The sequence below is a fragment of the Pseudomonas sp. AC247 genome (genome assembly GCF_979258015.1).
The window spans coordinates 6,236,416-6,260,013 of record NZ_OZ409829.1 but is presented as its reverse complement, the minus strand read 5'-3'; the positions used below and the strand labels follow the sequence as shown (position 1 = coordinate 6,260,013).

The following is a 23,598-nucleotide window of genomic DNA, read 5'->3' as shown; positions in this document are numbered from 1 at the left end:
TGCCGGAAACCCATACAACCTATCGACCGATCAGTGGCTTGATAGGCGTGGCCGCCAGTAAAACGGATCAGTATCCTAGCACCTCCTCGCCCGCCTAGGCTAAGACCAAGCGGGCAGCCCAACAGGTTAAAAAACGAATGAATGCTCTAGCCCGCCGCGCCGCAGGCCTGCTGCTCAGCACAGTCTGCCTGCCCCTTTCGGCCCTGGCGGCCGACCCGCAACCGACCCACGAATTCACCCTCGACAACGGCCTCAAGGTCGTCGTGCGCGAAGACCATCGCGCGCCAGTGGTGGTCTCGCAGGTCTGGTACAAGGTCGGCTCCAGCTACGAAACCCCGGGCCAGACCGGTCTGTCTCACGCGCTTGAGCACATGATGTTCAAGGGCAGCGAGAAAGTCGGCCCCGGCGAAGCGTCGCTGATCCTGCGCGATCTGGGCGCCGAAGAGAACGCCTTCACCAGCGACGACTTCACCGCTTATTACCAGGTGCTGGCCCGCGACCGTCTGGGCGTAGCCTTTGAACTGGAAGCCGATCGCATGGCCAACCTGCGCCTGCCGGCCGACGAGTTCGCCAAGGAAATCGAAGTCATCAAGGAGGAGCGCCGCTTGCGCACCGATGACAAGCCGATGTCCAAGGCTTACGAACGCTATAAAGCCATGGCCTACCCGGCCAGCGGCTATCACACGCCAACCATTGGCTGGATGGCTGACCTCGATCGCATGAAGGTCGAAGAGCTGCGCCACTGGTACCAATCCTGGTACGTGCCGAACAACGCCACGCTGGTGGTGGTCGGCGACGTCACTCCGGACGTGGTGAAAACCTTGGCCCAGCGCTATTTCGGCCCGATCGCCAAACGCGACGTGCCACCGGCGAAAACACCGCTGGAACTGGCCGAGCCGGGCGAACGCCAGATCACCCTGCACGTGCAGACACAACTGCCTAGCCTGATGCTCGGCTTCAACGTGCCAAGCATCGCCACCGCTGAAGACAAACGCTCGGTCAACGCCCTGCGTCTGATCTCGGCGCTGCTCGACGGCGGCTACAGCGGGCGCATCCCGACGCAACTGGAACGTGGTGAGGAACTGGTTTCCGGCGGTTCGTCGAACTACGACGCCTACACCCGTGGCGACAGCCTGTTCACCCTCTCGGCAACGCCGAATACGCAGAAGAAAAAGACCATAGCGCAAGCCGAGGCCGGCCTGTGGAAACTGCTGGAGCAGCTGAAAACCACCGCACCGTCCGCCGAAGAGCTGGAGCGCGTGCGTGCCCAAGTGATTGCCGGCCTGGTCTTCGAGCGCGATTCGATCACCAGCCAGGCCACGGCGATTGGCCAACTGGAAACCGTCGGCCTGTCGTGGAAACTGATGGACACCGAACTCGCCGATCTGGAAAGCGTGACCCCGCAAGACATCCAGAACGCCGCCAAGCTGTATTTCACCCGCGAACGTCTCAGCGTCGCCCACGTCCTGCCACTGGAGACGACTCATGAGTGAGCGCAAAACCCCACGTTTGATGCTGCTCGGCCTGATCGCCGTGGCGGTGATCGGCTCTGCTGCTTTCTATCTGTCGCCAAGCGCTGACAGCAAGGCCAGCGAAGCCCTCGACAACGCCAAGACCAGCCAGAAGTTGCAATCGCTGGCCGAGCTCGACGGCAAAGCCCCGGCCAGCCGCAAACTCGACGTGCAGACCTGGAACACCGCCGACGGCGCCAAAGTGCTGTTCGTCGAAGCCCACGAGCTGCCGATGTTCGACATGCGCCTGATCTTCGCCGCGGGCAGCAGCCAGGACGGCAGCGCGTCGGGTCTGGCGGTGCTGACCAACGCAATGCTCAACGAAGGTGTGGCTGGCAAAGACGTCGGCGCCATCGCTCAGGGTTTCGAAGGCCTCGGTGCGGATTTCGGCAACGGTGCGTTCAAGGACATGGCGCTGGCTTCGCTGCGCAGTCTGAGTGCGCCTGAGCAACGTGAACCGGCGCTGAAGCTGTTCTCGGAAGTGGTCGGTAAACCGACGTTCCCGGCCGATTCCTTCGCCCGCATCAAAAACCAGATGCTCGCCGGTTTCGAATACCAGAAACAGAACCCCGGCAAACTCGCCAGCCTTGAGCTGATGAAGCGTCTGTACGGCGATCACCCGTACGCGCATTCGAGCGACGGCAATCCGCAAAGCGTGCCGAAGATCACCCTCGCGCAATTGCGTGAGTTCCACGCCAAGGCCTACGCGGCTGGCAACGTGGTGATTGCATTGGTCGGCGATTTGTCTCGCGCTGAGGCCGAGGCGATTGCCAATCAGGTTTCCTCAGCCCTGCCGAAAGGCCCGGCGCTGGCGAAGATCGCGCAGCCGCAGGAACCGAAAGCCAGCACTGGCCATATCGAATTCCCGTCGAAGCAGACCAACCTGATGCTCGCGCAACTGGGCATCGACCGTGACGATCCGGATTACGCGGCGCTGTCGATGGGCAACCAGATCCTCGGCGGCGGCGGTTTCGGTACACGTCTGATGAGCGAAGTGCGCGAGAAGCGTGGCCTGACTTACGGCGTGTATTCGGGTTTCAGCCCGATGCAGGCGCGCGGCCCGTTCATGATCAACCTGCAGACCCGCGCGGAAATGAGCGAAGGCACCCTGAAACTGGTGCAGGATGTGCTCGCCGACTACCTGAAAACCGGGCCGACGCAGAAAGAACTCGACGATGCCAAGCGTGAACTCGCCGGCAGCTTCCCGCTGTCCACCGCGAGCAATGCCGATATCGTCGGCCAACTCGGCGCGATGGGCTTCTATAATCTGCCGCTGAGCTATCTGGACGACTTCATGCGTCAGTCGCAAAGCCTGACCGTGGAACAAGTCCGCGACGCCCTGAACAAACACCTGAGCACGGACAAAATGGTCATCGTCACTGCTGGCCCGACCGTGCCGCAAAAGCCGTTACCGGCCCCTTCTGATAAACCTGCCGAGCAACCGCTCGGGGTTCCGGAGCATTAATGGCAACTCGTTCCCCTAAAAAGCCTGCGCACAACGTTCACAACGGTGTGAACCAGTTGCGCATCATTGGCGGCCAATGGCGCAGCCGCAAGCTGAGCTTCCCCGACGCACCGGGCCTGCGCCCGACGCCGGACCGTGTGCGTGAAACCCTGTTCAACTGGCTCGCGCCGTACGTTGAAGGGGCCAAGGTACTCGACCCGTTCGCCGGCAGCGGCGCGCTGTTCCTCGAAGCACTGTCGCGTGGCGCGGCCATGGGCCAGGCGCTGGACGCGAGCAACATCGCGGTGTCCAGCCTCAAAGAACACCTCGGCACCCTGCGCTGCACCAACGGTCACGTGCAGACAGCGGACGCGCTGCGTTATCTGGAAACCCAGACCGCCAGCGCGTACGACCTGGTGTTCCTCGACCCGCCGTTCAACCAGAACCTGTTGCCCGCCGTGTGCACCTTGCTCGAAGAGCGCCAGTGGCTGGCCGCCGACTCGTGGATCTACACTGAAAGTGAAACGGCGCCATCGACGCTGGGCCTGCCGGGCAACTGGCGCCTGCACCGCGAACAGAAATCCGGCCGGGTTTACTACGCGCTGTGGCAACGTACGGCAGAGATCGCCGGTTAATCGACCGGTCTGAATAAGCGGCGGCCCTTCCCACAGGGTCGCCGCGCTGCATCGAGAACCATCGTGTCCGCCTCTTCAGAACGCTTCACCCCCGCCCTCGGCCTCGGCAATCCGCACCTGCAAACCTTGTGGGGGCCGCTGTGGCGCAAAACCGTGCATATCCAGCGTGAGCGCGAGCGCCTGTGGCTTGAGGATGGCGACTTTCTCGACCTCGACTGGCATGGCCCGCACACGGCCGATGCGCCGTTGGTGCTGGTGCTGCATGGCCTGACCGGTTCTTCCAATTCGCCTTATGTCGCCGGCGTGCAAAAAGCCTTGGCCGATCAGGGCTGGGCCAGCGTTGCGCTGAACTGGCGCGGTTGCTCGGGCGAACCGAATCTGCTGCCACGCAGCTACCACTCCGGCGCCAGCGAAGACCTCGCCGAAACCATCAAACACCTGCGCGCGAAACGCCCGTTGGCGCCGTTGTACGCCGTCGGCTATTCGCTGGGTGGCAACGTATTGCTCAAGCATCTGGGTGAAACCGGTAGCGCCAGCGGCGTGCTCGGTGCAGTGGCAGTGTCGGTGCCGTTCCGCCTCGATCAATGCGCCGACCGTATCGGCCAGGGCTTTTCCAAGGTCTATCAGGCGCACTTCATGCGCGAGATGGTCGCCTACATCAAGAACAAGCAACGGCAGTTTCAGCACGATGGGCGCGAGGATGGACTGGCGGCTTTGGCAGCGCTCGGTTCGCTGGAGAACATGCGCACGTTCTGGGATTTCGATGGCCGGGTGACCGCGCCGTTGCACGGTTTCGAGAATGCCGAGGATTACTACCGGCGGGCGTCGAGCCGCTATTTTCTCGGTGAGATTCGCACACCGACCCTGATTATTCAGGCGGCAGACGATCCATTCGTGTTCCCGCACAGTTTGCCCGAGGCTGATGAGCTGTCAGCCTCGACCGCGTTTGAGCTGCAACCACGCGGCGGCCACGTCGGGTTCGTCGATGGCTCGCTGCGTCAGCCCGGTTATTACCTCGAACGCCGCATCCCGCGATGGCTGGCCAGCGTGCCCGCATGAGCGAGCACGGCGAGTCGATCCATTTCTGGCAAACCGCGCCACTGGCCGGCGTCGAACTGTTGTCGGCACGCTACATCGATCATCGCTTCGCCCCGCACGTACACGACGGTTTTGTGATCGGCATGATCATGGCCGGCGCTCAGCGCTACCGTTATCGCGGCGCCGAGCATCTGGCCGGCAGCGGCACGCTGGTGTTGATCAACCCGGATGAACTGCACACAGGCCACAAAGGCACCGAAGACGGCTGGCTGTATCGGGCGTTCTATCCGGAGACCAGCAAGATTGTTTCGCTGCTCGATGAGCTGGAACTGTCGACGACCAGTCTGCCGGCCTTCGGCGCCACGCTGTATCGCGATCCGGACCTGGTCAGCGGGTTTGCACAATTGCATCGCTTGCTCGAAAGCCCGGCCACCGCGCTGCAACAGCAAACGGTGTGGCGCGAGATGATGTTGCTGCTGTTGCAGCGCCACGCGGCGGTGCGAGAAGTCGGCAACCCCGGCAAGGAGCACCGCGCAGTGCTGATCGCCAAGGATCTGCTGCACACGCATCTGGCTGCGCCGCCGTCGCTGGAAGAGCTGGCGGCGGCGGTCAATCTGTCGCCGTTCCACTTCGCCCGGGTGTTCCGCCGCGCGACCGGCATGCCGCCGCACACCTGGCTGATGCAGCAGCGCATCGCTCAGGCGCGGGCCTTGTTACAGAGTGGCTGCTTGCCGCTGGAAGTCGCGACACAGTTGGGGTTTGCCGATCAGAGCCACTTGAGCCGACAGTTCAAGCAGGCTTATGGCGTCGGACCCGCCGCGTATCGCAGTGCCCGACAAATTCCCCCAGACACCGATTTCCCCCTGTAGGAGTGAGCCTGCTCGCGATAGCGGTGTGTCAGCTCAGGTAATCGTCACTGACACACCGCTATCGCGAGCAGGCTCACTCCTACAAAAGATTCGCGTTTGATTACTCGCCGGTGGCGATTCCGCGCGCTGGCTCGTTGATCCACTCACTCCACGACCCGGCATACAACGAACCCAACGGATAACCCGCCAGGCACAGCGCAAACAGGTTGTGACACGCCGTCACCCCGGAGCCGCAATAGGCGACCAGTTCCGACGGCGAACGCTCACCCAGTTGCGCCGCAAAGCGCTGCTTGAGCTGATCGGCCGGGAGGAATCGCCCGTCGCTGCCAAGGTTGTCGGTGAACGCCGCGCACTGCGCACCGGGAATGTGCCCGGCCACCGGGTCGATCGGTTCCACTTCACCCTTGAAGCGCGGCAAGGCGCGGGCGTCGATCAGCGTCAGCGTCGGCTGGCCCAGGCGCTGTTGCAATTGCTCGGCGCTGAGTACCAAAGCTTCATCTGGCTGACCATTGAAATCGCCACGGCTGACCTCCGGCGCATCCAGACTCAACGGCAAACCCGCCGCATGCCAGGCCTTGAGCCCGCCATCAAGAATGAACACGCCCTCGCGCTTGCCCAGCCACGCCAGCAACCACCACGCCCGCGCCGCATAAGCACCGGGGCCGTCGTCATACAAAACCACATCGCTGTCACTGTTTACGCCCCACGCTTGCAGGCGCTCGATCAGCTCTGCCGGTTCGGGCAGCGGATGACGACCGGTGATGCCCTTGACCACTTTACCGCTGAGGTCGCGCTCAAGGTCCGCAAAGCTCGCCCCGGCAATGTGCCCTTCGGCATAGCTGCGCTGGCCGTAATCCGGATCTTCGAGGGCAAAACGACAATCGAGAATCACCAACCCGGGCTGTTCCTTGCGGGCATCCAGTGCTTGCGGGCTGATCAACTGCGCAATCGGCATAACGGGCTCCTGAGGGATTTCAACAGAACGGTTTATTTCACGTCTTCGAGGGCCTGGGCCAGCGGCACGTAGAACTCGTCGAACAGCGCATTGACCTGATCGCGCGCTTCATCGGTGACAAACCCGGCTTCGAGCACCAGCACCTGATACACGCCGCGTTTAACGGCCTGCTCGCTGAGGTGGTTGGAGTTTTCGCGGGTGGTGCACAGAAAGCGTACCCACGACGTCAGGATGATCCAGGCGTTGAGCGTCAGCGATTCGATCTGCACGCGGTCCATCTTGAGGATCCCGGCGGCGACGAACCCTTCGTAGATCGCCGCGCCCTGGATCACGCAACGCTGCGAGAAGCGCCGATACCGGGCGGCCAGTTCCGCATCGCTGTCGAGCAGATGCTCAAGATCGCGATGCAGGAAACGGTAACGCCACATCGCCGAGAGCAGCTCCTTGAGATAGAAACGCTTGTCTTCCACCGTCGCGCCACGCCCCTGCGGCGGGCGCAGAAAGCTGTCGACCAAGGCTTCGTACTCACTGAACAACACGGCGATGATCGCCTGCTTGTTGGGGAAGTGGTAGTACAGGTTGCCCGGAGAAATCTCCATGTGCGCGGCAATATGGTTGGTGCTGATGCTGCGCTCGCCCTGTTGATTGAACAGCTCAAGGCTGTTCTGCACGATGCGCTCGCTGGTTTTTATTCGTGGGGCCATGGCTTGAGCTTTAATTCAGAGTGCGGTGAGGGGCATCTTACGACCTATCCGGAAATGGATAAAACAAAGCTGCACACGGAAGTCATTTGACTTTATAGAGCATAGACTCTAAAAAGTTCATCACTACAATAAATCCGGAGCCTACGATGACTGCCGATATTGCCTACCTGCAAACGCTGCAACAGCCTCTCGAAGAGCTCAACCGTTTGTTTGCCGGGCAACGCGCTGCGTACGCCGCCAACCCGATGCCACCTGCGGCCCAGCGCCAGCAATGGTTGAAGGCATTGCGCGATCTGCTGAGCAGCGAGCGCCAGGCCTTGATCGACGCCATCAGCGCGGATTTCAGCCATCGCAGCGCCGACGAAACCCTGCTCGCCGAACTGATGCCGAGCCTGCACGGCATTCATTACGCCAGTCGCCGACTCAGGGGCTGGATGAAACCATCGCGGCGCCACGTCGGCATGGCGTTCCAGCCTGCTGCGGCGAAGGTCATTTACCAGCCGTTGGGCGTCATTGGCGTGATCGTCCCGTGGAATTACCCGTTGTACCTGGCCATCGGCCCGCTGGTCGGCGCACTCGCGGCGGGTAACCGGGTGATGCTCAAACTCAGCGAATCGACCCCGGCCACCGGGCTGTTGCTCAAGGAATTGCTCGCGCGGGTGTTTCCCGAAGACCTGGTCTGCGTAGTGCTCGGCGAGGCTGACGTCGGCGTCGCGTTCTCGCGCCTGCCCTTTGATCATCTGCTGTTCACCGGTTCCACCAGCGTCGGCAAGCATGTGATGCGCGCGGCTGCCGAGAACCTCACGCCTGTCACCCTGGAACTGGGTGGCAAGTCGCCGGCCATCGTCTCCCACGACGTGCCACTGAAGGATGCTGCCGAGCGCATCGCCTTCGGCAAAACCCTGAATGCCGGGCAGACCTGCGTCGCCCCCGATTACGTATTGGTGCCGGAAGACCGCGTCGGCGGCTTCGTCGAAGCCTATCGCCAAGCGGTGCAGAGCTTCTATCCGACCCTCGCCGATAACCCGGACTACACGGCGATCATCAACGAACGTCAGTTGGCGCGACTCAATGGCTACGTCAGCGATGCCACCAGCAAGGGCGCGCTGCTGATTCCATTGTTCGAACAGGGCCAGGGCCGGCGCATGCCGCACAGTGTGCTGTTGAATGTCAGCGACGAAATGACCGTGATGCAGGACGAAATCTTCGGCCCGTTGCTGCCGATCGTGCCGTATCGGGACTTGGAGCAGGCATTCGCTTACATCAATCAGCGCCCGCGACCTCTGGCTCTTTACTACTTCGGCTACGACAAACGCGAACAAAACCGCGTGCTGCACGAAACCCACTCGGGCGGCGTGTGCCTGAACGACACGCTGCTGCATGTCGCGCAGGACGATATGCCGTTTGGCGGCATCGGCCCATCCGGCATGGGTCATTACCACGGGCATGAAGGTTTCCTGACGTTCAGCAAGGCCAAAGGCGTGTTGATTAAACAGCGCTTCAACGCGGCCAAATTGATCTACCCGCCGTACGGCAAATCGATTCAGAAACTGATCCAGAAGCTGTTTATTCGCTAACGTTCGTCACCGCCGGGTAATAACAACAATGCACCCAAGCCTGACCGAAACACCTGCGCTGTCACGCCGTGGCCTGCTGAAATTCAGCCTCGGTGCCACGGCGTTCCTCGCCACCGCCGGCCTTGGCGCCAGCCTCAGTGGTTGTTCCTCCAGCATCGCGGCCAACGGTTTCATCACCTTGCGCGATGGCGACCTGCTGTTTCTGCGCGCGCTGATTCCAGTGATGCTCGACGGCGCCGTGGCCGCCGAGAAAATGCCCGGTGCTGTCGACGGCACGCTCAAGTCGCTGGACTACAGCCTCGATCACCTGTCGCCGGAAATGCTCAAACTCACCCGGCAACTGTTCGATGTGCTGGGCATGGCCGTGACGCGCGGGCCGCTCACCGGGATCTGGGGCAGCTGGGAAAATGCCAGTGCCGAGGCGATGCGCAACTTCCTTGAGCGCTGGGAGAACAGTTCATTGAGTCTGTTGCGCATGGGGCATAGCTCGTTGCAGCAGATGGTGATGATGGCTTGGTACACCCGCGCCGAATCCTGGGCGCATTGCGGTTATCCCGGCCCGCCTACCGTTTGAGACCGTGTAGCGGCCATCGCGAGCAGGCTCACTCCTACAGGGGATTGCATTCCAAATGTAGGAGTGAGCCTGCTCGCGATGAGGCCCGCCAAAACAACAAAAACAAGAGAACCCGACCGATGCCCGTACCCGACCCGTTCCGCGAAGGCCTCGCCCGAGGCTGGAAAACCTACAACGGCGCACAACTGAGCGACGACCTGACCCTGGAAGCCGACGTCGCGATCATCGGCAGCGGTGCCGGTGGCGGCACCACCGCGGAAATCCTCAGCGCCGCCGGTTACAAAGTCCTGCTGATCGAAGAAGGCCCGCTGAAAACCAGCTCCGACTTCAAGATGCTTGAAGATCAGGCCTACAGCAGCCTTTATCAGGAAGGCATCGGCCGCATGAGCAAGGACGGCGCGATCACCATCCTGCAGGGTCGCGCGGTCGGCGGCACGACGTTGATCAACTGGACATCGAGCTTTCGCACGCCCGAACCGACCCTCGAACACTGGGCCCGGGAACATAACGTCAAGGGCCACAGCGTCGCCGAGATGGCGCCGTGGTTCGAGAAAATGGAACAGCGCCTCGGCGTCGCGCCGTGGCTGGTGCCGCCCAACGCCAACAACGACGTGATCCGCAAAGGCTGCGAGCAACTCGGCTACAGCTGGCACGTGATCCCGCGCAACGTGCGCGGCTGCTGGAATCTGGGCTACTGCGGCATGGGCTGTCCGACCAACGCCAAGCAATCGATGATGGTCACTACCATTCCCGCGACATTGGAAAAGGGCGGTGAACTGCTCTATCTGGCCCGCGCCGACAAACTGCTGATCAACGGCGACAAAGTCACCGGCCTGCACTGCGTGGCGATGGACGAGCGCTGCGTCGAACCGACCGGGCGCACCATCACCGTCAAGGCGCGGCATTACGTGCTGGCTGGCGGCGGCATCAACAGCCCGGCGTTGCTACTGCGCTCGGACGCGCCTGATCCACACAAGAATGTCGGCAAGCGTACATTTCTGCATCCGGTGAACATGTCCGCCGCGCGCTTCGATGAGGTGGTCAATCCGTTCTACGGAGCGCCGCAGTCGATCTACTCCGACCATTTTCAGTGGAAGGACGGCACCACCGGGCCGATGGCGTTCAAACTCGAAGTGCCGCCGCTGCACCCGGCGCTGGCGGCAACGCTGCTCGGCGGTTTCGGCCAGGAGAACGCGCAGCACATGGCTGATCTGCCGCACACCCACGCCATGCTCGCCTTGCTGCGTGACGGTTTTCACCCGGACAGCAGCGGCGGCGCCGTGGAATTACGCGGTGACGGCTCGCCGGTGCTCGACTACCAGGTGTCGCCGTACGCTTGGGAAGGTTTGCGCAAAGCCTTTCACGTCATGGCGGAAATCCAGTTCGCCGGCGGCGCGAAATCGGTGATGCCGATGCACGCCGACGCCCGTTACGTGAACAGCCTGGCCGAAGCGCGCACGCTGATCGATGGCCTGAGCCTTGAGCTGTACCGCACGCGCCTGGGCAGCGCCCACGTCATGGGTGGCTGCGCGATGGGTGAAGACCCGAAAACCGCCGTCACCGACAGCCTCGGCCGTCATCATCAACTGGCTAATCTGTCGATTCACGATGGCTCGCTCTTCCCCACCAGCATTGGCGCCAACCCGCAGCTGTCGGTGTACGGCCTGACCGCGCAACTGGCGACGGCCCTCGCCGAGCGGCTGAAAAATCCATGAAAAAGCGGATAATTGCCCTCGTCTATAGTGCTTTCTTACCCAACAGGCGACTTGGCCGACCGGGACGGCTGCGATACCATCCGACTCCCCAACGGACTCCCGCCAGGACGACGCGATGAACCGAGTGTTGTACCCAGGTACCTTCGACCCTATTACCAAGGGCCATGGCGATCTGGTCGAACGCGCCTCGCGCCTGTTCGATCACGTGATTATTGCGGTCGCTGCCAGCCCGAAGAAAAATCCGCTGTTCCCGCTGGAACAACGGGTTGAACTGGCTCGCGAGGTCACCAGCCACCTGCCGAACGTGGAAGTGGTCGGTTTCTCGACGCTGCTTGCGCATTTCGCCAAAGAGCAGAACGCCAACGTGTTCCTGCGTGGTTTGCGTGCGGTGTCGGACTTCGAATACGAATTTCAGCTGGCCAACATGAATCGCCAGTTGGCGCCGGATGTCGAGAGCCTGTTTCTCACCCCGTCCGAGCGTTATTCGTTCATTTCGTCGACGCTGGTGCGGGAAATTGCCGCGCTGGGCGGCGATATCAGCAAGTTCGTCCACCCCGCCGTGGCCGACGCCCTGACCCTACGCTTCAAAAAGTAGGCGCTGCCGCAGGCTGCGATCTTTGTTTTTTGATCGCAGCTATCAGTGCCCTTGATCGCACCCGCGTGCACTGCGCTCGCCAATGCGGCACAATTGCGCGCATTGATTTATAGCGCCCGGGCCTGCCGCCCCGGCTGGAGTTAGCATGTCCCTGATCATCACCGACGATTGCATCAACTGCGACGTCTGCGAACCCGAGTGCCCGAACGCCGCCATCTCCCAAGGCGAAGAGATCTACGTGATCGACCCGAACCTGTGCACCCAGTGTGTCGGCCACTACGACGAACCGCAGTGCCAACAGGTTTGCCCGGTGGATTGCATACCGCTGGACGAGGCGCATCCGGAGACTGAAGAGCAGTTGATGGAAAAGTACCGCCTGATCACCGGCAAGGCCTGAATCGCTCAAAAGATCGCAGCCTGCGGCAGCTCCTACACAGATCTCATGTAGGAGCTGCCGCAGGCTGCGATCTTTTGATCTTGCCCTTCACTCGCGCTGCTCAAACCCCTCTCCCGTACACCCCAGGCACCGCACAAAAGCTGCCCTAGCCGGATCCACCACCAACGCCTGCCCCGCATCGCCCACCCCGCCACCCAGTGCGGTAAACGGCAGCGACACGACAAACACCCCCGCACCAATCACTGTCGCCACCACCAATAAAGGTCGGGCAATCAGCAAGTCGCCGATCATCGCGTAGGCCGGGGGATTCTGGATGGTGTAGCGCGGATCACCGCTGCCGCTCTGCGTGGCCTGAACGGCCAGACTGGTACACAGCAGCAGGGTGACAAACAGGACTTGCAAGGATTTCATGGCACGATCCTTCGGGCTGAACAGTGAGACAACTCACTATAGACCGTAGGACTGTTTCAGCCGTTTGCCTCAGCTCTGACAGCGCGGGCAGAACACACTGGCGCGCTGGCCCAGTTTCACCTCACGCAAACCGGTGCCACAGACCTTGCAGTGTTCGTTTCCACGGCCATAAACATACAGCTCCTGCTGGAAATAGCCTGGCTGGCCGTCGCCGCCGATGAAGTCACGCAACGTGGTGCCGCCGCGCTCGATGGCAGCAGCAAGGATGCGTTTGATCTCGATCGCCAACTTCAGATAACGCGCGCGGGAAATGCCGCCGGCCTCGCGACGCGGGTCAATCCCGGCAGCGAACAGCGCTTCGGTCGCGTAAATATTGCCGACGCCCACCACCACCGCGTTGTCCATGATGAACGGCTTGACCGCCATCGACCGCCCGCGCGACAGCTGGAACAGCCGCTCGCCGTCGAACAGATCGGTCAACGGCTCCGGCCCGAGACGAATCAGCAGCTCATGATTGAGCGGATCGTTACTCCAGAGCATCGCACCGAACCGGCGCGGATCGGTGTAGCGCAGCGCCAGCCCCGATTCCAGCTCGATATCGACATGCTCATGCTTCAACGCCGGCAGGCCGACTTCGACCAGACGCAAATTCCCGGACATGCCCAAATGGCTGATCAACGTGCCGACTTCGGCGTTGATCAGCAGATACTTGGCCCGCCGTTCGACCAGCACGATACGCTGCCCCGACAGGCGCACATCGAGGTCTTCCGGGATCGGCCAGCGCAGGCGCCGATCACGCACGATCACCCGACTGACGCGTTGGCCTTCCAGATGCGGGGCAATACCGCGGCGGGTGGTTTCGACTTCCGGCAATTCAGGCATGGTGTTCTCGAATCAATGCGCGCCGAGGTCGCGGATCGTTTGTTTGAGCGTTTCGAAGTCGTAATCCGACAGCCCTACGTAATCGAGTACCAGCGGCCCGACCGCGTTCCATTCGAAATCTTCGGTCTGATTGCCCAGCACGCGATACGAGGCGCAAATGTGCTCGGCCATCTTCAGGATCGCCAGCAGGTTTTTCAGCTGGCTGTTGCGCGACGATTCATCGCTGAAAATCGCCAAGGCATTGTGGTGATTGGCGATGGCGGCGCTGACGTGTTCCGGCAGGCGCCACGACTTGGCGGTGTAGTAACCGACCACGGCATGGTTGGTGTTGAACTCGCTGTTCTCGGTGTCGACCACGCGGCATTCCGGGCTGGCGTTGGCGTAAGCCTTTTCCAGCACCGTCATGTAATTGGGGAAGCGCTGCAACATCAGCGGCACGCCGCAATCGTGGAACAGGCCCAAGGCGTAGGCCTCGTCACCGGCCTGGGTGCCGACGCGTTTGGCCAGGGTCAGGCACGTCATCGCCACATCCTGGGCGGTGTCCCAGAAACGGTTGAGGGTGACGATGGTGTCATCGTTCATCTCGCCCTTGATCGACTGCGCATTGATCAAGTTGATGATCGAACGGCTGCCTAACAGGTTCACCGCACGCTGGATCGAGGTGATCTTGTTGCTCAAGCCGTAATACGGCGAGTTGACGATTTTCAGCAGCGAGCCGGACAGGCCAGGGTCTTGGGCGATCAGCTTGGCGATCACCTCCAGGTCCGGGTCGGGCATGTACTGCTCCATTTGCAGATCCACCATGATCTGCGGTTGCGCGGGCACACTGATGCCTTGCAGCGATTGTTGAATCTGTTCGGTGGTCAGCTCTTGGGACATAAGTACACACTCTGGGACAGGCGGCGATTCTAACCGCTGAAACTGGACGGGGACACACCAATGGGCACATCGGAGGAACTTTCATTCAAGCTCAGGCTTCGGATTTCGTAAGGCCCGACGGACAATTTCTGTCCGGTGCGGCAACAAATCCCCACAGACTCAGGAGCTTATCGATGGCCACCTCCCTCAACGGCAAGCGCGTCGCTTTTTTGGTAACCGATGGTTTCGAACAGGTTGAATTGACAGGTCCCAAGCAGGCGCTGGAGCAGGCTGGCGCGCAGGTCGACATCCTTTCGGCCGAGGCCGGCAAGGTCAAAGGCTGGAATCACGACAAACCGGCGGACGACTTCACCGTCGACCAGACGTTCCAGGCGGCGAGTATCGAGCAGTACGACGCCGTGGTGCTGCCGGGCGGCGTGCAGAACTCCGACACTATTCGTATCGATCAGGATGCCCAGCATCTGGTCAAGACCGGCGCCTCGGCCGGCAAACCGATCGCGGTGATCTGTCATGGCAGCTGGCTGTTGATTTCCGCCGGGCTGGTCAATGGCAAAACCATGACCAGCTATAAAACCGTCAAGGATGATCTGGTGAACGCTGGCGCGCACTGGGTGGACAAAGAAGTGGTCAAGGACGGCAACCTGATCAGCAGCCGGCAGCCGGATGATATTCCGGCGTTCAGCAAAGAGTTGATCGATACACTGTCTGCCTAGCTTTCAAGGCAGTCTTCGCGAGCAAGCCCACTCCCACATGGGAATGCTTTTCTCCTTTCACACTGATCTATTGTGGCGAGGGGATTTATCCCCGTTCGGCTGCGCAGCAGTCGCAAAACCTGACAGCGCGGTGTATCAGACATACCGTGTCAGATGGCCTTGGGACGGCTGCGCCGTCCAACGGGGATAAATCCCCTCGCCACAGATAAATCCTCTAGCCACAGGTAAATCCCCTAGCCACAGATAAGTCCCCTGGCCACAGGCAAATCCCCCCACATTGGGAACGCACCACATGTCCATTTGCCGGCCAATCAGCCGGCCTGACGCGCTATACTCCCGCTCTTTTTTCCGGAGCGACGTCATGTCCCTGCCTAGCCTGCGCCTCAAAGCCAATGCCGACCGTCGCCTGCGCAACGGCCACTTGTGGGTCTACAGCAACGAAATCGATGTGGCCGCCACCCCATTGCACGGCTTCAAGGCCGGCGATCAGGCGATCCTCGAAGCCGCCGGCGGCAAAACGCTGGGCATCGTAGCGATGAGCCCGAACAACCTGATCTGCGCCCGTCTGGTGTCGCGCGACATCAAACTGCAACTGGACAAATCGCTGCTGGTCCATCGCCTCAACGTGGCCCTGTCGTTGCGCGATCGCCTGTTCGACAAGCCGTTCTATCGTCTGGTCTACGGTGATTCCGACCTGTTGCCAGGCCTGGTGGTTGACCGTTTCGGCGACATCCTCGTCGTGCAGATCGCCTCGGCGACCATGGAAGCGCACAAAGACGACGTGATTGCGGCGCTGACCCAAGTGCTCAAGCCAAGCGGCATCCTGTTCAAGAACGACTCCGCGGCACGTGATGCCGAAGGCCTCAACCGCTACGTCGAAACCGTGTTCGGCCTGGTGCCGGAGTGGGTGGCGCTGGAAGAGAACGGCGTGAAATTCGAAGCCCCGGTCATCCAGGGTCAGAAAACCGGCTGGTTCTACGACCACCGCATGAACCGCGCACGCCTGGCGCCGTACGCCAAAGGCAAACGCGTTCTCGACCTTTATAGCTACATCGGTGGTTGGGGCGTGCAGGCTGCCGCTTTCGGCGCCAGTGAAGTGTTCTGCGTCGATGCGTCGGCCTTCGCCCTCGACGGCGTTGAGCGCAACGCTGCGTTGAACGGTTTCGCCGACAAGATGACCTGCATCGAAGGCGACGTCTTCGAAGCGCTGAAAGAGCTGAAAGCCAGCGAAGAACGCTTCGACGTGATCGTCGCCGACCCTCCAGCGTTCATCAAACGCAAGAAAGACATGAAAAACGGTGAAGGCGCCTACCGTCGTCTGAATGAGCAAGCCATGCGCCTGCTCAACAAGGACGGCATCCTGGTCAGCGCGTCGTGCTCGATGCACCTGCCGGAAGACGATCTGCAGAACATCCTGCTGACCAGCGCCCGTCACCTGGATCGCAACATCCAGATGCTCGAACGCGGCGGTCAGGGCCCGGATCACCCGGTGCACCCGGCGATCCCCGAAACGCGCTACATCAAGAGCATCACCTGCCGCCTGCTGCCTAACAGCTGATAGCCGAGCAAAAGCGGGGAGCCCAAGGGCTCCCCGCTTGTTTTCGGGCGGTGCAAGGCCGTCGATTGCCATTCAGTTTTTTCTTTTCCTACAACTAACTTCCTGGCAGCGTGCAGGAAATTTCTCTGCGTCTTTAAAACAATGGAAAACAACTTACAAGCACAGGCCTGAAGCAAGATTTGCTCCGACAAATTTACGGAATCTTCCTACTTAATCTCCGCTTGCCATTAATCAATTACAAACTATGATTAAGTTGTCACCACGAGGTGGCATTCAATCTCGATGAACAAGGAGTTCATACTATGAAAGCAATTACTCTGGAAACTAACAAAATCGCAAACCTGGCTTTTCTGGTTGCCCCTAAAGCCCGTTAAGTAAGTCAGGACGCTGGGGAGTGCCGGCACCCCAGCGTCCTTCAGACCTCTCCAGAGTGAAGCATTGAACATGCACATCAATCCGTACTTATTCATATTGCCGCGCACGCCCGGATTCATAGTCTGGAATTACAAAGACCACCTCCAGCACGAACTGGATCTTGATTACTCTTGTAGACTTGCAAAACTTATCAACAACCCAAACTTGTTCAATCAAGACAATATAATAGACACCCAACTATTAAACGCAGGAATAATAACTGCTTCAAAGATTGACAGCCCAGAATGGGGCTGGGATGAACTGTCGAAGATTTATCACATCGGCACACAAAACATTCCGTGCGAACAACCACCACAGAATATCCAAGAGTGGTCCAGACAATACCTGAGCCACTGCAATGAAGTACTGGCCAAACCGGCGCCCGCGACAGAGCGCCCGGCACAGGGCACGCAGCCGCGCATCGCGCTCCCGGCGTCCCGCGTGTTAACCGATGACAGCCTTGGCCACGCGCTGCGCGAGCGCAAAACCTGCCGTTCCTATACCGGTGAAGCGATCACATTGAATGATGTCGCCACCCTGCTCTATCTATCCTTCGGCTATTTACACGAGCGCGACAACGACCGCGACGACAGCATTGCCAACGGTCTCGACGCGCGTCGCAGCAGCCCCTCGGGTGGTGGACTGAATGCCTGCGAGGGCTTTGTTCTGGCACAGAACGTCAGCGGCCTGCAGCCCGGCGTCTATGCCTATCATCCGGCAGAACATGCCTTGAGCCTTATCAACCCACTGCCGGAGTCGGCGCTGGGCCTGCTGCTCGGCGGCCAACACTTCATCAACAACTTGCCGCTGGGGCTGTTCATCACCGCGCGCTTCGACAAGCTCTGGTGGAAATACGAGCATTCTCGAGCCTATCGCATGGCCTTCGTCGAAGCGGGCCATCTCTCACAATCCTTCCAGCTGGTGGCCACCGCACTGGGCTTCGGCACCTGGTTGACCGGAGCGTTCTCGGATGATCAGGTCGAAACCTTGCTGAGCATCACTGGCAGCGCGGAACAACCGCTGTTCTTCGTCGGTTGTGGCGCCAGCGACGGTCAGGCCATGTGCCAGGAAATGCAGGATCTGTTGCAGCAGGCCCAAACATGAGCTCACAGATTCAGCAGCAGACCGAAGCCCCCGAGTCGTGGGCACACAAGTTCATTCTCAGCGACTGGAACAATCGCGCTTCGGTACGTTCCAGCCAACACGATTACCAACTGCCGCCGGATCTGGCGCAGCAACTGGAAACCCGCCACTGGTTTCCACCCGCCTTTCTTCCGTACCTCGCACACCCGGTCATCCAGGCTGCGGGCAGCGCAGTCACCCACAGCCTGGCGGCCAGGCATCTGGTGCACTTTCTCGACTACACCACTCTGCTCGAACACCGCATCGTCAACCGGGCCGTCGAAACCATCGTCCACGGTGAGTTGCCCGCCTACGTGCCCTCGCGCATGAAAAACGCCGCCCTGCAGCTCTACACCGACGAGGGCTATCACGCGCTGTTTTCCCATCAACTCGCCGAACAGATCGCCCGCCTGCATGGCATCACCGATCGCCCGGCGATGCCGTTGCGCATCACTCGCTTGAACGCAGTGATTGCACGCACCCCGGAAGGCAACCGCCCGCTGGCCTGGTTTCTGCTTGGATTCGTATCGGAAACCATCATTGCCCGGGAGTTGCTCGATGTCTGCCGCGACAGTCTGGTATCCAGTGTGAGCGACATGCTGCGCGATCACCTCGCTGACGAGGCCCGTCACAGCCGCTATTTCGCCGAGGTTTTTCATTACCTCTGGCTGACCCTGAACAGCCGCCAGCGCATGTTCAGCGCAAAAATACTGTTGGAGGTCATCAGGATTTTTTTCGAGGTCGATGAGCAATGGCTGCAACAAAGTCTGCGCAGTGAGGCTATCGCCGACAGCGCTATCAGGGAAATTCTCGATGGCTTGATCAACGCCAATGCCAGCCGTCAGCGCGCCAGAACGGGTGCAACCGCGACGCTGGATGCCCTGAAAAAGGCCGGATTTTTCGCACTCGCCCACAACCAGAAACTCTTTGCCAAGGCAGGACTGATCGATGGATGAAGGAAAATCTGTGGTAACCGCCCGCCAACGGCGCGGAGCAGTCAGCCTGCTGCTGGCGATGGTGCTGCTGGGGGTATTTCCACTGGATGTCCTGCTGCCCTCGTTTCCGGCGCTGGCCGAACACTTCGGCAGCACCCCGGCGGACATCGCGCTGTCGATCAGTCTGTTCGCCGTGGGCATTTCCTTCGCTCAATTGCTGATCGGCCCCCTGTCCGATGTCATCGGGCGCAAGGGTTTGCTGCTACTGGGCATGACGATTTCGATTCTCGGTGCCCTCGGGTGCGTGGCCACCAGCGATTACCGGCTGTTTCTGCTGTTCCGGCTCATGCAGGCCTTGGGCTGCGGCTGTTTCGTGCTGTCCCAGGCCCTCGTGCAGGATCTGTTCGAGGGCGAACAGCGTGATCGACTGCGTATTTTGATGGTCACGGCTTCGGGGCTGTTCATCTCGGTATCACCGCTGGCCGGCACGTTCCTGCAAGCCTGGCTTGGCTGGCGCGGCAGTTTTTGGGTGTTTGTCGCGCTGGCCGCCGTGGTGATGATCAAGGCCTGGGCGTTTCTGGACAACAGCCGTCCGGCCCACAGCGGCGCACGCCTGGGTTTCACTCAGTCATATCGACGGGTACTGGGGAATTTCGAGTTTGTCGGTTACTGGCTGATCTCGGCATTCGCCTTTGCCTGCCACTTCTCGTTCATCGTCATTTCACCGCTGATCTTCATGGACCAACTGCAATTGGCACCCTATGACTTTTCGCTGATCCTGCTGGTTTACGGGGCCGCGTATGTGGTTGGCGGCATCGTCGCCACGCTACTCAGCCGCAGGATAACGCCCGGCCAGCAAATCATCGTCGGTTTGAGCCTGATCCTCTTGGCGGGACTGGCGATGCTCTACCTGTCCTCGAATTTTGCCCTGGCGCCGGCGACCGTGCTGATTCCGATGCTGATCTGCACCGCCGGCACCACCATTACTCGCCCGGCAGCGACGTCGAGGGCCATGGGCCTGTTCCCCGATGCGGCCGGCACTTCAGCCTCGGCCGGCAGTACCCTCATCTTTATTTGCGGCGGGCTGATCAGCGCCTTGATCAGCTTGAGCACAGCCAACCTGCAATCGACACTGGGCTACAGCTTTATGCTGCTCAGCGGCGTGGCATTGATGCTCAACTGGCGTATCAGCCAGCGCGCCAGAGTCTGCGAGGCCAGCGCCATTGGCGGCGATTAGCCTGCCGGTCGTCATGCCGCACACACCGTCGGCGCTGGAACAACACTTTGCGCCATTCCCTCCAGACGCCAGCGGTGTAGAATCGCCTGATTCATCGCCATTCATCCCCCGGCGGGTTTATGAGCTCAGGCTGAGACCAGCGGCGATCCCGCAACGTCATCGGCAGCTTCCGGACACACGGCCATTTCTGAGTGTTCCAGACGTTAATAGAAGCTCACTCCCATTTAGTACCTGATTAGCCGCCCGGAGTGCTCCATGCCAGATTACCGCTCGAAAACATCCACCCACGGCCGCAACATGGCCGGCGCCCGCGCACTGTGGCGCGCCACCGGGATGAAAGATGACGACTTCAAAAAGCCGATCATCGCCATTGCCAACTCGTTTACCCAGTTCGTACCGGGCCACGTGCACCTGAAAGATCTGGGCCAACTGGTCGCCCGCGAAATCGAACGCGCCGGCGGTGTAGCGAAAGAATTCAACACCATCGCCGTGGATGACGGCATCGCCATGGGCCACGACGGCATGCTCTATTCGCTGCCGAGCCGCGAGATCATCGCCGACTCCGTCGAGTACATGGTCAACGCCCACTGCGCCGACGCCATCGTGTGCATTTCCAACTGCGACAAGATCACCCCGGGCATGTTGATGGCTGCGTTGCGCCTGAACATTCCGGTGATTTTCGTTTCCGGCGGCCCGATGGAAGCCGGCAAGACCAAACTCGCTTCCCACGGCCTCGACCTTGTCGACGCCATGGTGATCGCCGCCGACGAAAGCGCTTCTGACGAGAAAGTCGCCGAGTACGAGCGCAGCGCTTGCCCGACGTGCGGTTCGTGCTCCGGCATGTTCACCGCCAACTCGATGAACTGCCTGACCGAAGCCCTCGGCCTCGCACTGCCGGGCAACGGTTCGACCCTTGCCACCCACAGCGACCGCGAACAGCTGTTCCTGCAGGCTGGCCGCACCATCGTCGAGCTGTGCAAGCGTTACTACGGCGAGAACGACGAGTCGGTATTGCCGCGCAACATCGCCAACTTCAAGGCGTTCGAGAACGCGATGATGCTCGACATCGCCATGGGCGGTTCGACCAACACCATCCTGCACTTGCTCGCTGCCGCCCAGGAAGCCGAAATCGATTTCGACCTGCGCGACATCGACCGTCTTTCGCGCACTGTTCCACAGCTGTGCAAAGTCGCGCCGAACATCCAGAAGTACCACATGGAAGACGTACACCGCGCCGGCGGCATTTTCAGCATCCTCGGTTCGCTGGCCCGTGGCGGTTTGCTGCACACCGACCTGCCGACCGTGCACAGCCGCAGCATGGAAGAAGCCATCGCCAAGTGGGACATCACCCAGACTACCGATGAAGCGGTGCATCACTTCTTCAAGGCTGGCCCGGCCGGTATCCCGACGCAAACAGCGTTCAGCCAGTCGACCCGCTGGGAAACCCTGGATGACGACCGTGAAAACGGCTGCATCCGCAGCTTCGAACATGCCTATTCGCAAGAAGGTGGTTTGGCTGTGCTGTACGGCAACATCGCGCTCGACGGCTGCGTGGTGAAAACCGCTGGCGTCGACGAGTCGATCCACGTCTTCGAAGGCAACGCGAAGATCTTCGAAAGCCAGGACAGCGCGGTGCGCGGCATCCTCGCTGACGAAGTGAAGGCTGGCGACATCGTCATCATTCGCTACGAAGGCCCGAAAGGCGGACCGGGCATGCAGGAAATGCTCTACCCGACGTCGTACCTGAAATCCAAAGGCCTGGGCAAAGCCTGTGCGCTGCTCACCGACGGTCGTTTCTCCGGCGGCACCTCCGGTCTGTCCATCGGTCACGCTTCGCCTGAGGCTGCTGCCGGCGGCGCGATCGGTCTGGTGCAGGATGGCGACAAAGTGCTGATCGACATTCCGAACCGTTCGATCAACCTGTTGGTCAGCGACGAAGAACTGGCGGCACGCCGCGCCGAGCAGGACAAAAAAGGCTGGAAACCGGTCGAGATTCGTCCACGCAAAGTCACCACCGCCCTCAAGGCTTACGCCCTGCTGGCGACCAGCGCCGACAAAGGTGCTGTGCGTAACAAAGCGATGCTTGACGGCCTGTAAGCATCAAATCGCAGCAATAAAAATGCCCCGCCAACGTGCGGGGCTGATCGTTCCCAAGCTCTGCGTGGAAATCTCTCAAGGGACGCTCCGCGTCCAGTGACGCGGAGCGTCACGGGCTGCATTCCCACGCAGAGCGTGGGAACGATCAAAGATCGCAGCCTTCGGCAGCTCCTACAGGGGATTCTGGGGGTTACTGAATTTCTTCAGGTTTGACGATCACCCAGTTCTTGTCTGCCGTCACCGGCAACCCTTCCTTCGCCTGCGCCGCCGCGTGCTTGGCCATCATGCCGTTCAACTGCGTCATGTACTTGTCCTTGCGGTTGATCCACAAGTGAATCCCGCCCTTGGCCACGTCGACATCGTGGAACAGCATGTAACCGTCGCTGGTCGGCGTATCGCCACCGACCAATACCGGTTTTTTCCACTCGTCGATGTAAGTGAGGATCGCCGCATGTTTGCCGGCCATCCACGTCGCCGGGGTCCACAGATATGGCGTCAGCTCGAGCCCTAGGTTGGCCTTCTCGTCATATTTACCGGCGGTGATCTGCTTGCGCGCGGTGGTCAGTTCGTTAGTCTCGCGGTTCTTCAGCAGCGTGGTCACGCCGATAACGTTCTGCGGTTTGACGTTGTAGCCGTACTTCGGATCCGCCGCGACCATGCGCACCAGTTCCTCGGAAGCCGCAGTCATCACGTAAACCTCGATGCCGTTCTCCATCAGCTTGTTGTACAGCTCTTGCTGGCCGGTAAAAATTTTCGGCGGATTGACGTCGAGCTTCTTGACCACATCACCTTCGTAATAAGTCGCCGGCACCGGTTTGCCCGAAGCCATCAGCTCATCGACGTAGCCTTTGAGTTCCTTGAGGGTGAAACCGGAGAACACCTGCGCCACCCACGGGTAGCAGACCATGTCGTCGACTTCGCAGAGGCGATAGTAGTAACTGAACAGGCTTTCCTTGTGGTCGGCGGTGTCCTTGAACGGCATCAGTTTCAAGGAGGGGTCGAGTTTGTCGCGGGTGATCAGGCCCTTGTTTTCCATGAACGGCAGCAACGACTCTTCGAGGTCGTAGCGGTAACTGGTGTTGTCCATATCGAACACCGCGTAGTTACCCTTGTTGGCGTTGGCCGCGATCATCGCGTCCAGCGCTTTGGCCTGATCGGCGGGCCAGTGTTTCAGGTCGGTGGCGAAAGCCTGAGAAGCCAGGCCCATGCCCACAGCCAGTGCGACAGCCAGAAATTTCGGTGCGAACTTCATCGATGCTTTCTCCCTGATGTAAAAGCATCGACGCTAACAAATGTGTATGACAGTCCTCGTCTGTCAGCGACCGCCCACGCCGCC

General features: G+C 60.6%; 22 protein-coding genes. 16 read left to right on the top strand and 6 right to left on the bottom strand.

Going from position 1 to position 23,598, the window contains the following annotated elements; translation table 11 throughout:
* The first annotated feature begins 137 nt into the window (after positions 1–137).
* From ACZZ0B_RS28370 to ACZZ0B_RS28350, 5 genes are all read left to right on the top strand, one after another.
* Positions 138–1,493 (top strand): M16 family metallopeptidase, encoded by a 1,356-nt coding sequence (locus ACZZ0B_RS28370; protein ID WP_463546773.1) that lies wholly within the window; start codon positions 138–140, stop codon positions 1,491–1,493.
* A complete protein-coding gene (locus ACZZ0B_RS28365) occupies positions 1,486–2,976 on the top strand; it encodes a M16 family metallopeptidase (RefSeq protein ID WP_463546772.1) in 1,491 nt (496 codons plus the stop codon). Before ACZZ0B_RS28370 ends, ACZZ0B_RS28365 begins: the two co-directional genes overlap by 8 nt.
* Entirely contained in the window at positions 2,976–3,590 is a 615-nt protein-coding gene (gene rsmD / locus ACZZ0B_RS28360) for a 16S rRNA (guanine(966)-N(2))-methyltransferase RsmD (RefSeq protein ID WP_463546771.1), read from the top strand. The genes ACZZ0B_RS28365 and rsmD overlap by 1 nt, the downstream gene beginning before the upstream one ends.
* Before the next feature lie 63 nt (positions 3,591–3,653).
* Complete coding sequence (locus ACZZ0B_RS28355; RefSeq protein ID WP_463546770.1) at positions 3,654–4,649, top strand: hydrolase; 996 nt, start codon at positions 3,654–3,656, stop codon at positions 4,647–4,649.
* Positions 4,646–5,497, top strand: coding sequence for an AraC family ligand binding domain-containing protein (locus ACZZ0B_RS28350; protein ID WP_463546769.1), 852 nt, complete (start codon positions 4,646–4,648; stop codon positions 5,495–5,497). The genes ACZZ0B_RS28355 and ACZZ0B_RS28350 overlap by 4 nt, the downstream gene beginning before the upstream one ends.
* Positions 5,498–5,597: 100 nt before the next feature.
* On the opposite strand, the gene ACZZ0B_RS28345 is transcribed toward ACZZ0B_RS28350, so the two are convergent.
* Both ACZZ0B_RS28345 and ACZZ0B_RS28340 read right to left on the bottom strand, forming a co-directional pair.
* Complete coding sequence (locus tag ACZZ0B_RS28345; RefSeq protein ID WP_463546768.1) at positions 5,598–6,452, bottom strand: sulfurtransferase; 855 nt, start codon at positions 6,450–6,452, stop codon at positions 5,598–5,600.
* A 32-nt stretch (positions 6,453–6,484) separates the two neighbouring features.
* Entirely contained in the window at positions 6,485–7,156 is a 672-nt protein-coding gene (locus ACZZ0B_RS28340) for a TetR/AcrR family transcriptional regulator (RefSeq protein WP_008088393.1), read from the bottom strand.
* Positions 7,157–7,302: 146 nt separating this feature from the next.
* Between ACZZ0B_RS28340 and ACZZ0B_RS28335 the strand changes: the two genes are divergently transcribed.
* The 5 genes from ACZZ0B_RS28335 to ACZZ0B_RS28315 all read left to right on the top strand — a co-directional run bounded on the left by ACZZ0B_RS28335 (position 7,303) and on the right by ACZZ0B_RS28315 (position 12,014).
* A complete protein-coding gene (locus tag ACZZ0B_RS28335; protein WP_463546767.1) occupies positions 7,303–8,733 on the top strand; it encodes a coniferyl aldehyde dehydrogenase in 1,431 nt (476 codons plus the stop codon).
* A 28-nt stretch (positions 8,734–8,761) separates the two neighbouring features.
* Positions 8,762–9,307 (top strand): twin-arginine translocation pathway signal protein, encoded by a 546-nt coding sequence (locus ACZZ0B_RS28330; protein WP_463546766.1) that lies wholly within the window; start codon positions 8,762–8,764, stop codon positions 9,305–9,307.
* Between the two features lie 119 nt (positions 9,308–9,426).
* Entirely contained in the window at positions 9,427–11,022 is a 1,596-nt protein-coding gene (locus ACZZ0B_RS28325; protein ID WP_463546765.1) for a GMC family oxidoreductase, read from the top strand.
* A 115-nt stretch (positions 11,023–11,137) separates the two neighbouring features.
* Positions 11,138–11,617 (top strand): pantetheine-phosphate adenylyltransferase, encoded by a 480-nt coding sequence (gene coaD / locus ACZZ0B_RS28320; RefSeq protein ID WP_008088403.1) that lies wholly within the window; start codon positions 11,138–11,140, stop codon positions 11,615–11,617.
* Between the two features lie 145 nt (positions 11,618–11,762).
* A complete protein-coding gene (locus tag ACZZ0B_RS28315; RefSeq protein WP_003213796.1) occupies positions 11,763–12,014 on the top strand; it encodes a YfhL family 4Fe-4S dicluster ferredoxin in 252 nt (83 codons plus the stop codon).
* 87 nt (positions 12,015–12,101) lie between these two features.
* Here ACZZ0B_RS28315 and ACZZ0B_RS28310 read toward each other — a convergent pair whose 3' ends face one another.
* From ACZZ0B_RS28310 to ACZZ0B_RS28300, 3 genes are all read right to left on the bottom strand, one after another.
* Complete coding sequence (locus ACZZ0B_RS28310; protein WP_008088407.1) at positions 12,102–12,425, bottom strand: hypothetical protein; 324 nt, start codon at positions 12,423–12,425, stop codon at positions 12,102–12,104.
* A 69-nt stretch (positions 12,426–12,494) separates the two neighbouring features.
* Positions 12,495–13,307 (bottom strand): bifunctional DNA-formamidopyrimidine glycosylase/DNA-(apurinic or apyrimidinic site) lyase, encoded by an 813-nt coding sequence (gene mutM / locus ACZZ0B_RS28305; RefSeq protein ID WP_008088409.1) that lies wholly within the window; start codon positions 13,305–13,307, stop codon positions 12,495–12,497.
* Positions 13,308–13,319: 12 nt separating this feature from the next.
* Positions 13,320–14,132 (bottom strand): HDOD domain-containing protein, encoded by an 813-nt coding sequence (locus ACZZ0B_RS28300; protein ID WP_178116960.1) that lies wholly within the window; start codon positions 14,130–14,132, stop codon positions 13,320–13,322.
* Between the two features lie 227 nt (positions 14,133–14,359).
* Here ACZZ0B_RS28300 and ACZZ0B_RS28295 point away from each other — a divergent pair, with 227 nt between their 5' ends.
* The 6 genes from ACZZ0B_RS28295 to ilvD all read left to right on the top strand — a co-directional run bounded on the left by ACZZ0B_RS28295 (position 14,360) and on the right by ilvD (position 22,262).
* The gene (locus ACZZ0B_RS28295; protein ID WP_158833570.1) at positions 14,360–14,899 is read left to right on the top strand and encodes a type 1 glutamine amidotransferase domain-containing protein; all 540 of its coding nucleotides are present in this window, start codon (positions 14,360–14,362) and stop codon (positions 14,897–14,899) included.
* A 361-nt stretch (positions 14,900–15,260) separates the two neighbouring features.
* Complete coding sequence (locus ACZZ0B_RS28290; RefSeq protein WP_008088415.1) at positions 15,261–16,457, top strand: class I SAM-dependent rRNA methyltransferase; 1,197 nt, start codon at positions 15,261–15,263, stop codon at positions 16,455–16,457.
* Between the two features lie 444 nt (positions 16,458–16,901).
* Positions 16,902–17,975 carry a SagB family peptide dehydrogenase gene (locus tag ACZZ0B_RS28285; protein ID WP_463546764.1) on the top strand — a complete coding sequence of 358 codons (1,074 nt, stop codon included), beginning with the start codon at positions 16,902–16,904 and terminating at the stop codon, positions 17,973–17,975.
* Entirely contained in the window at positions 17,972–18,949 is a 978-nt protein-coding gene (locus ACZZ0B_RS28280; RefSeq protein WP_463546763.1) for a diiron oxygenase, read from the top strand. The genes ACZZ0B_RS28285 and ACZZ0B_RS28280 overlap by 4 nt, the downstream gene beginning before the upstream one ends.
* On the top strand, positions 18,942–20,165 hold the full coding sequence (locus ACZZ0B_RS28275) for an MFS transporter (RefSeq protein WP_463546762.1): 1,224 nt from the start codon (positions 18,942–18,944) through the stop codon (positions 20,163–20,165). The genes ACZZ0B_RS28280 and ACZZ0B_RS28275 overlap by 8 nt, the downstream gene beginning before the upstream one ends.
* Positions 20,166–20,420: 255 nt before the next feature.
* Entirely contained in the window at positions 20,421–22,262 is a 1,842-nt protein-coding gene (gene ilvD / locus ACZZ0B_RS28270) for a dihydroxy-acid dehydratase (RefSeq protein ID WP_008088424.1), read from the top strand.
* A 190-nt stretch (positions 22,263–22,452) separates the two neighbouring features.
* Here ilvD and ACZZ0B_RS28265 read toward each other — a convergent pair whose 3' ends face one another.
* Positions 22,453–23,514 (bottom strand): HAD family hydrolase, encoded by a 1,062-nt coding sequence (locus tag ACZZ0B_RS28265; protein WP_159811900.1) that lies wholly within the window; start codon positions 23,512–23,514, stop codon positions 22,453–22,455.
* Positions 23,515–23,598: the final 84 nt, after the last annotated feature.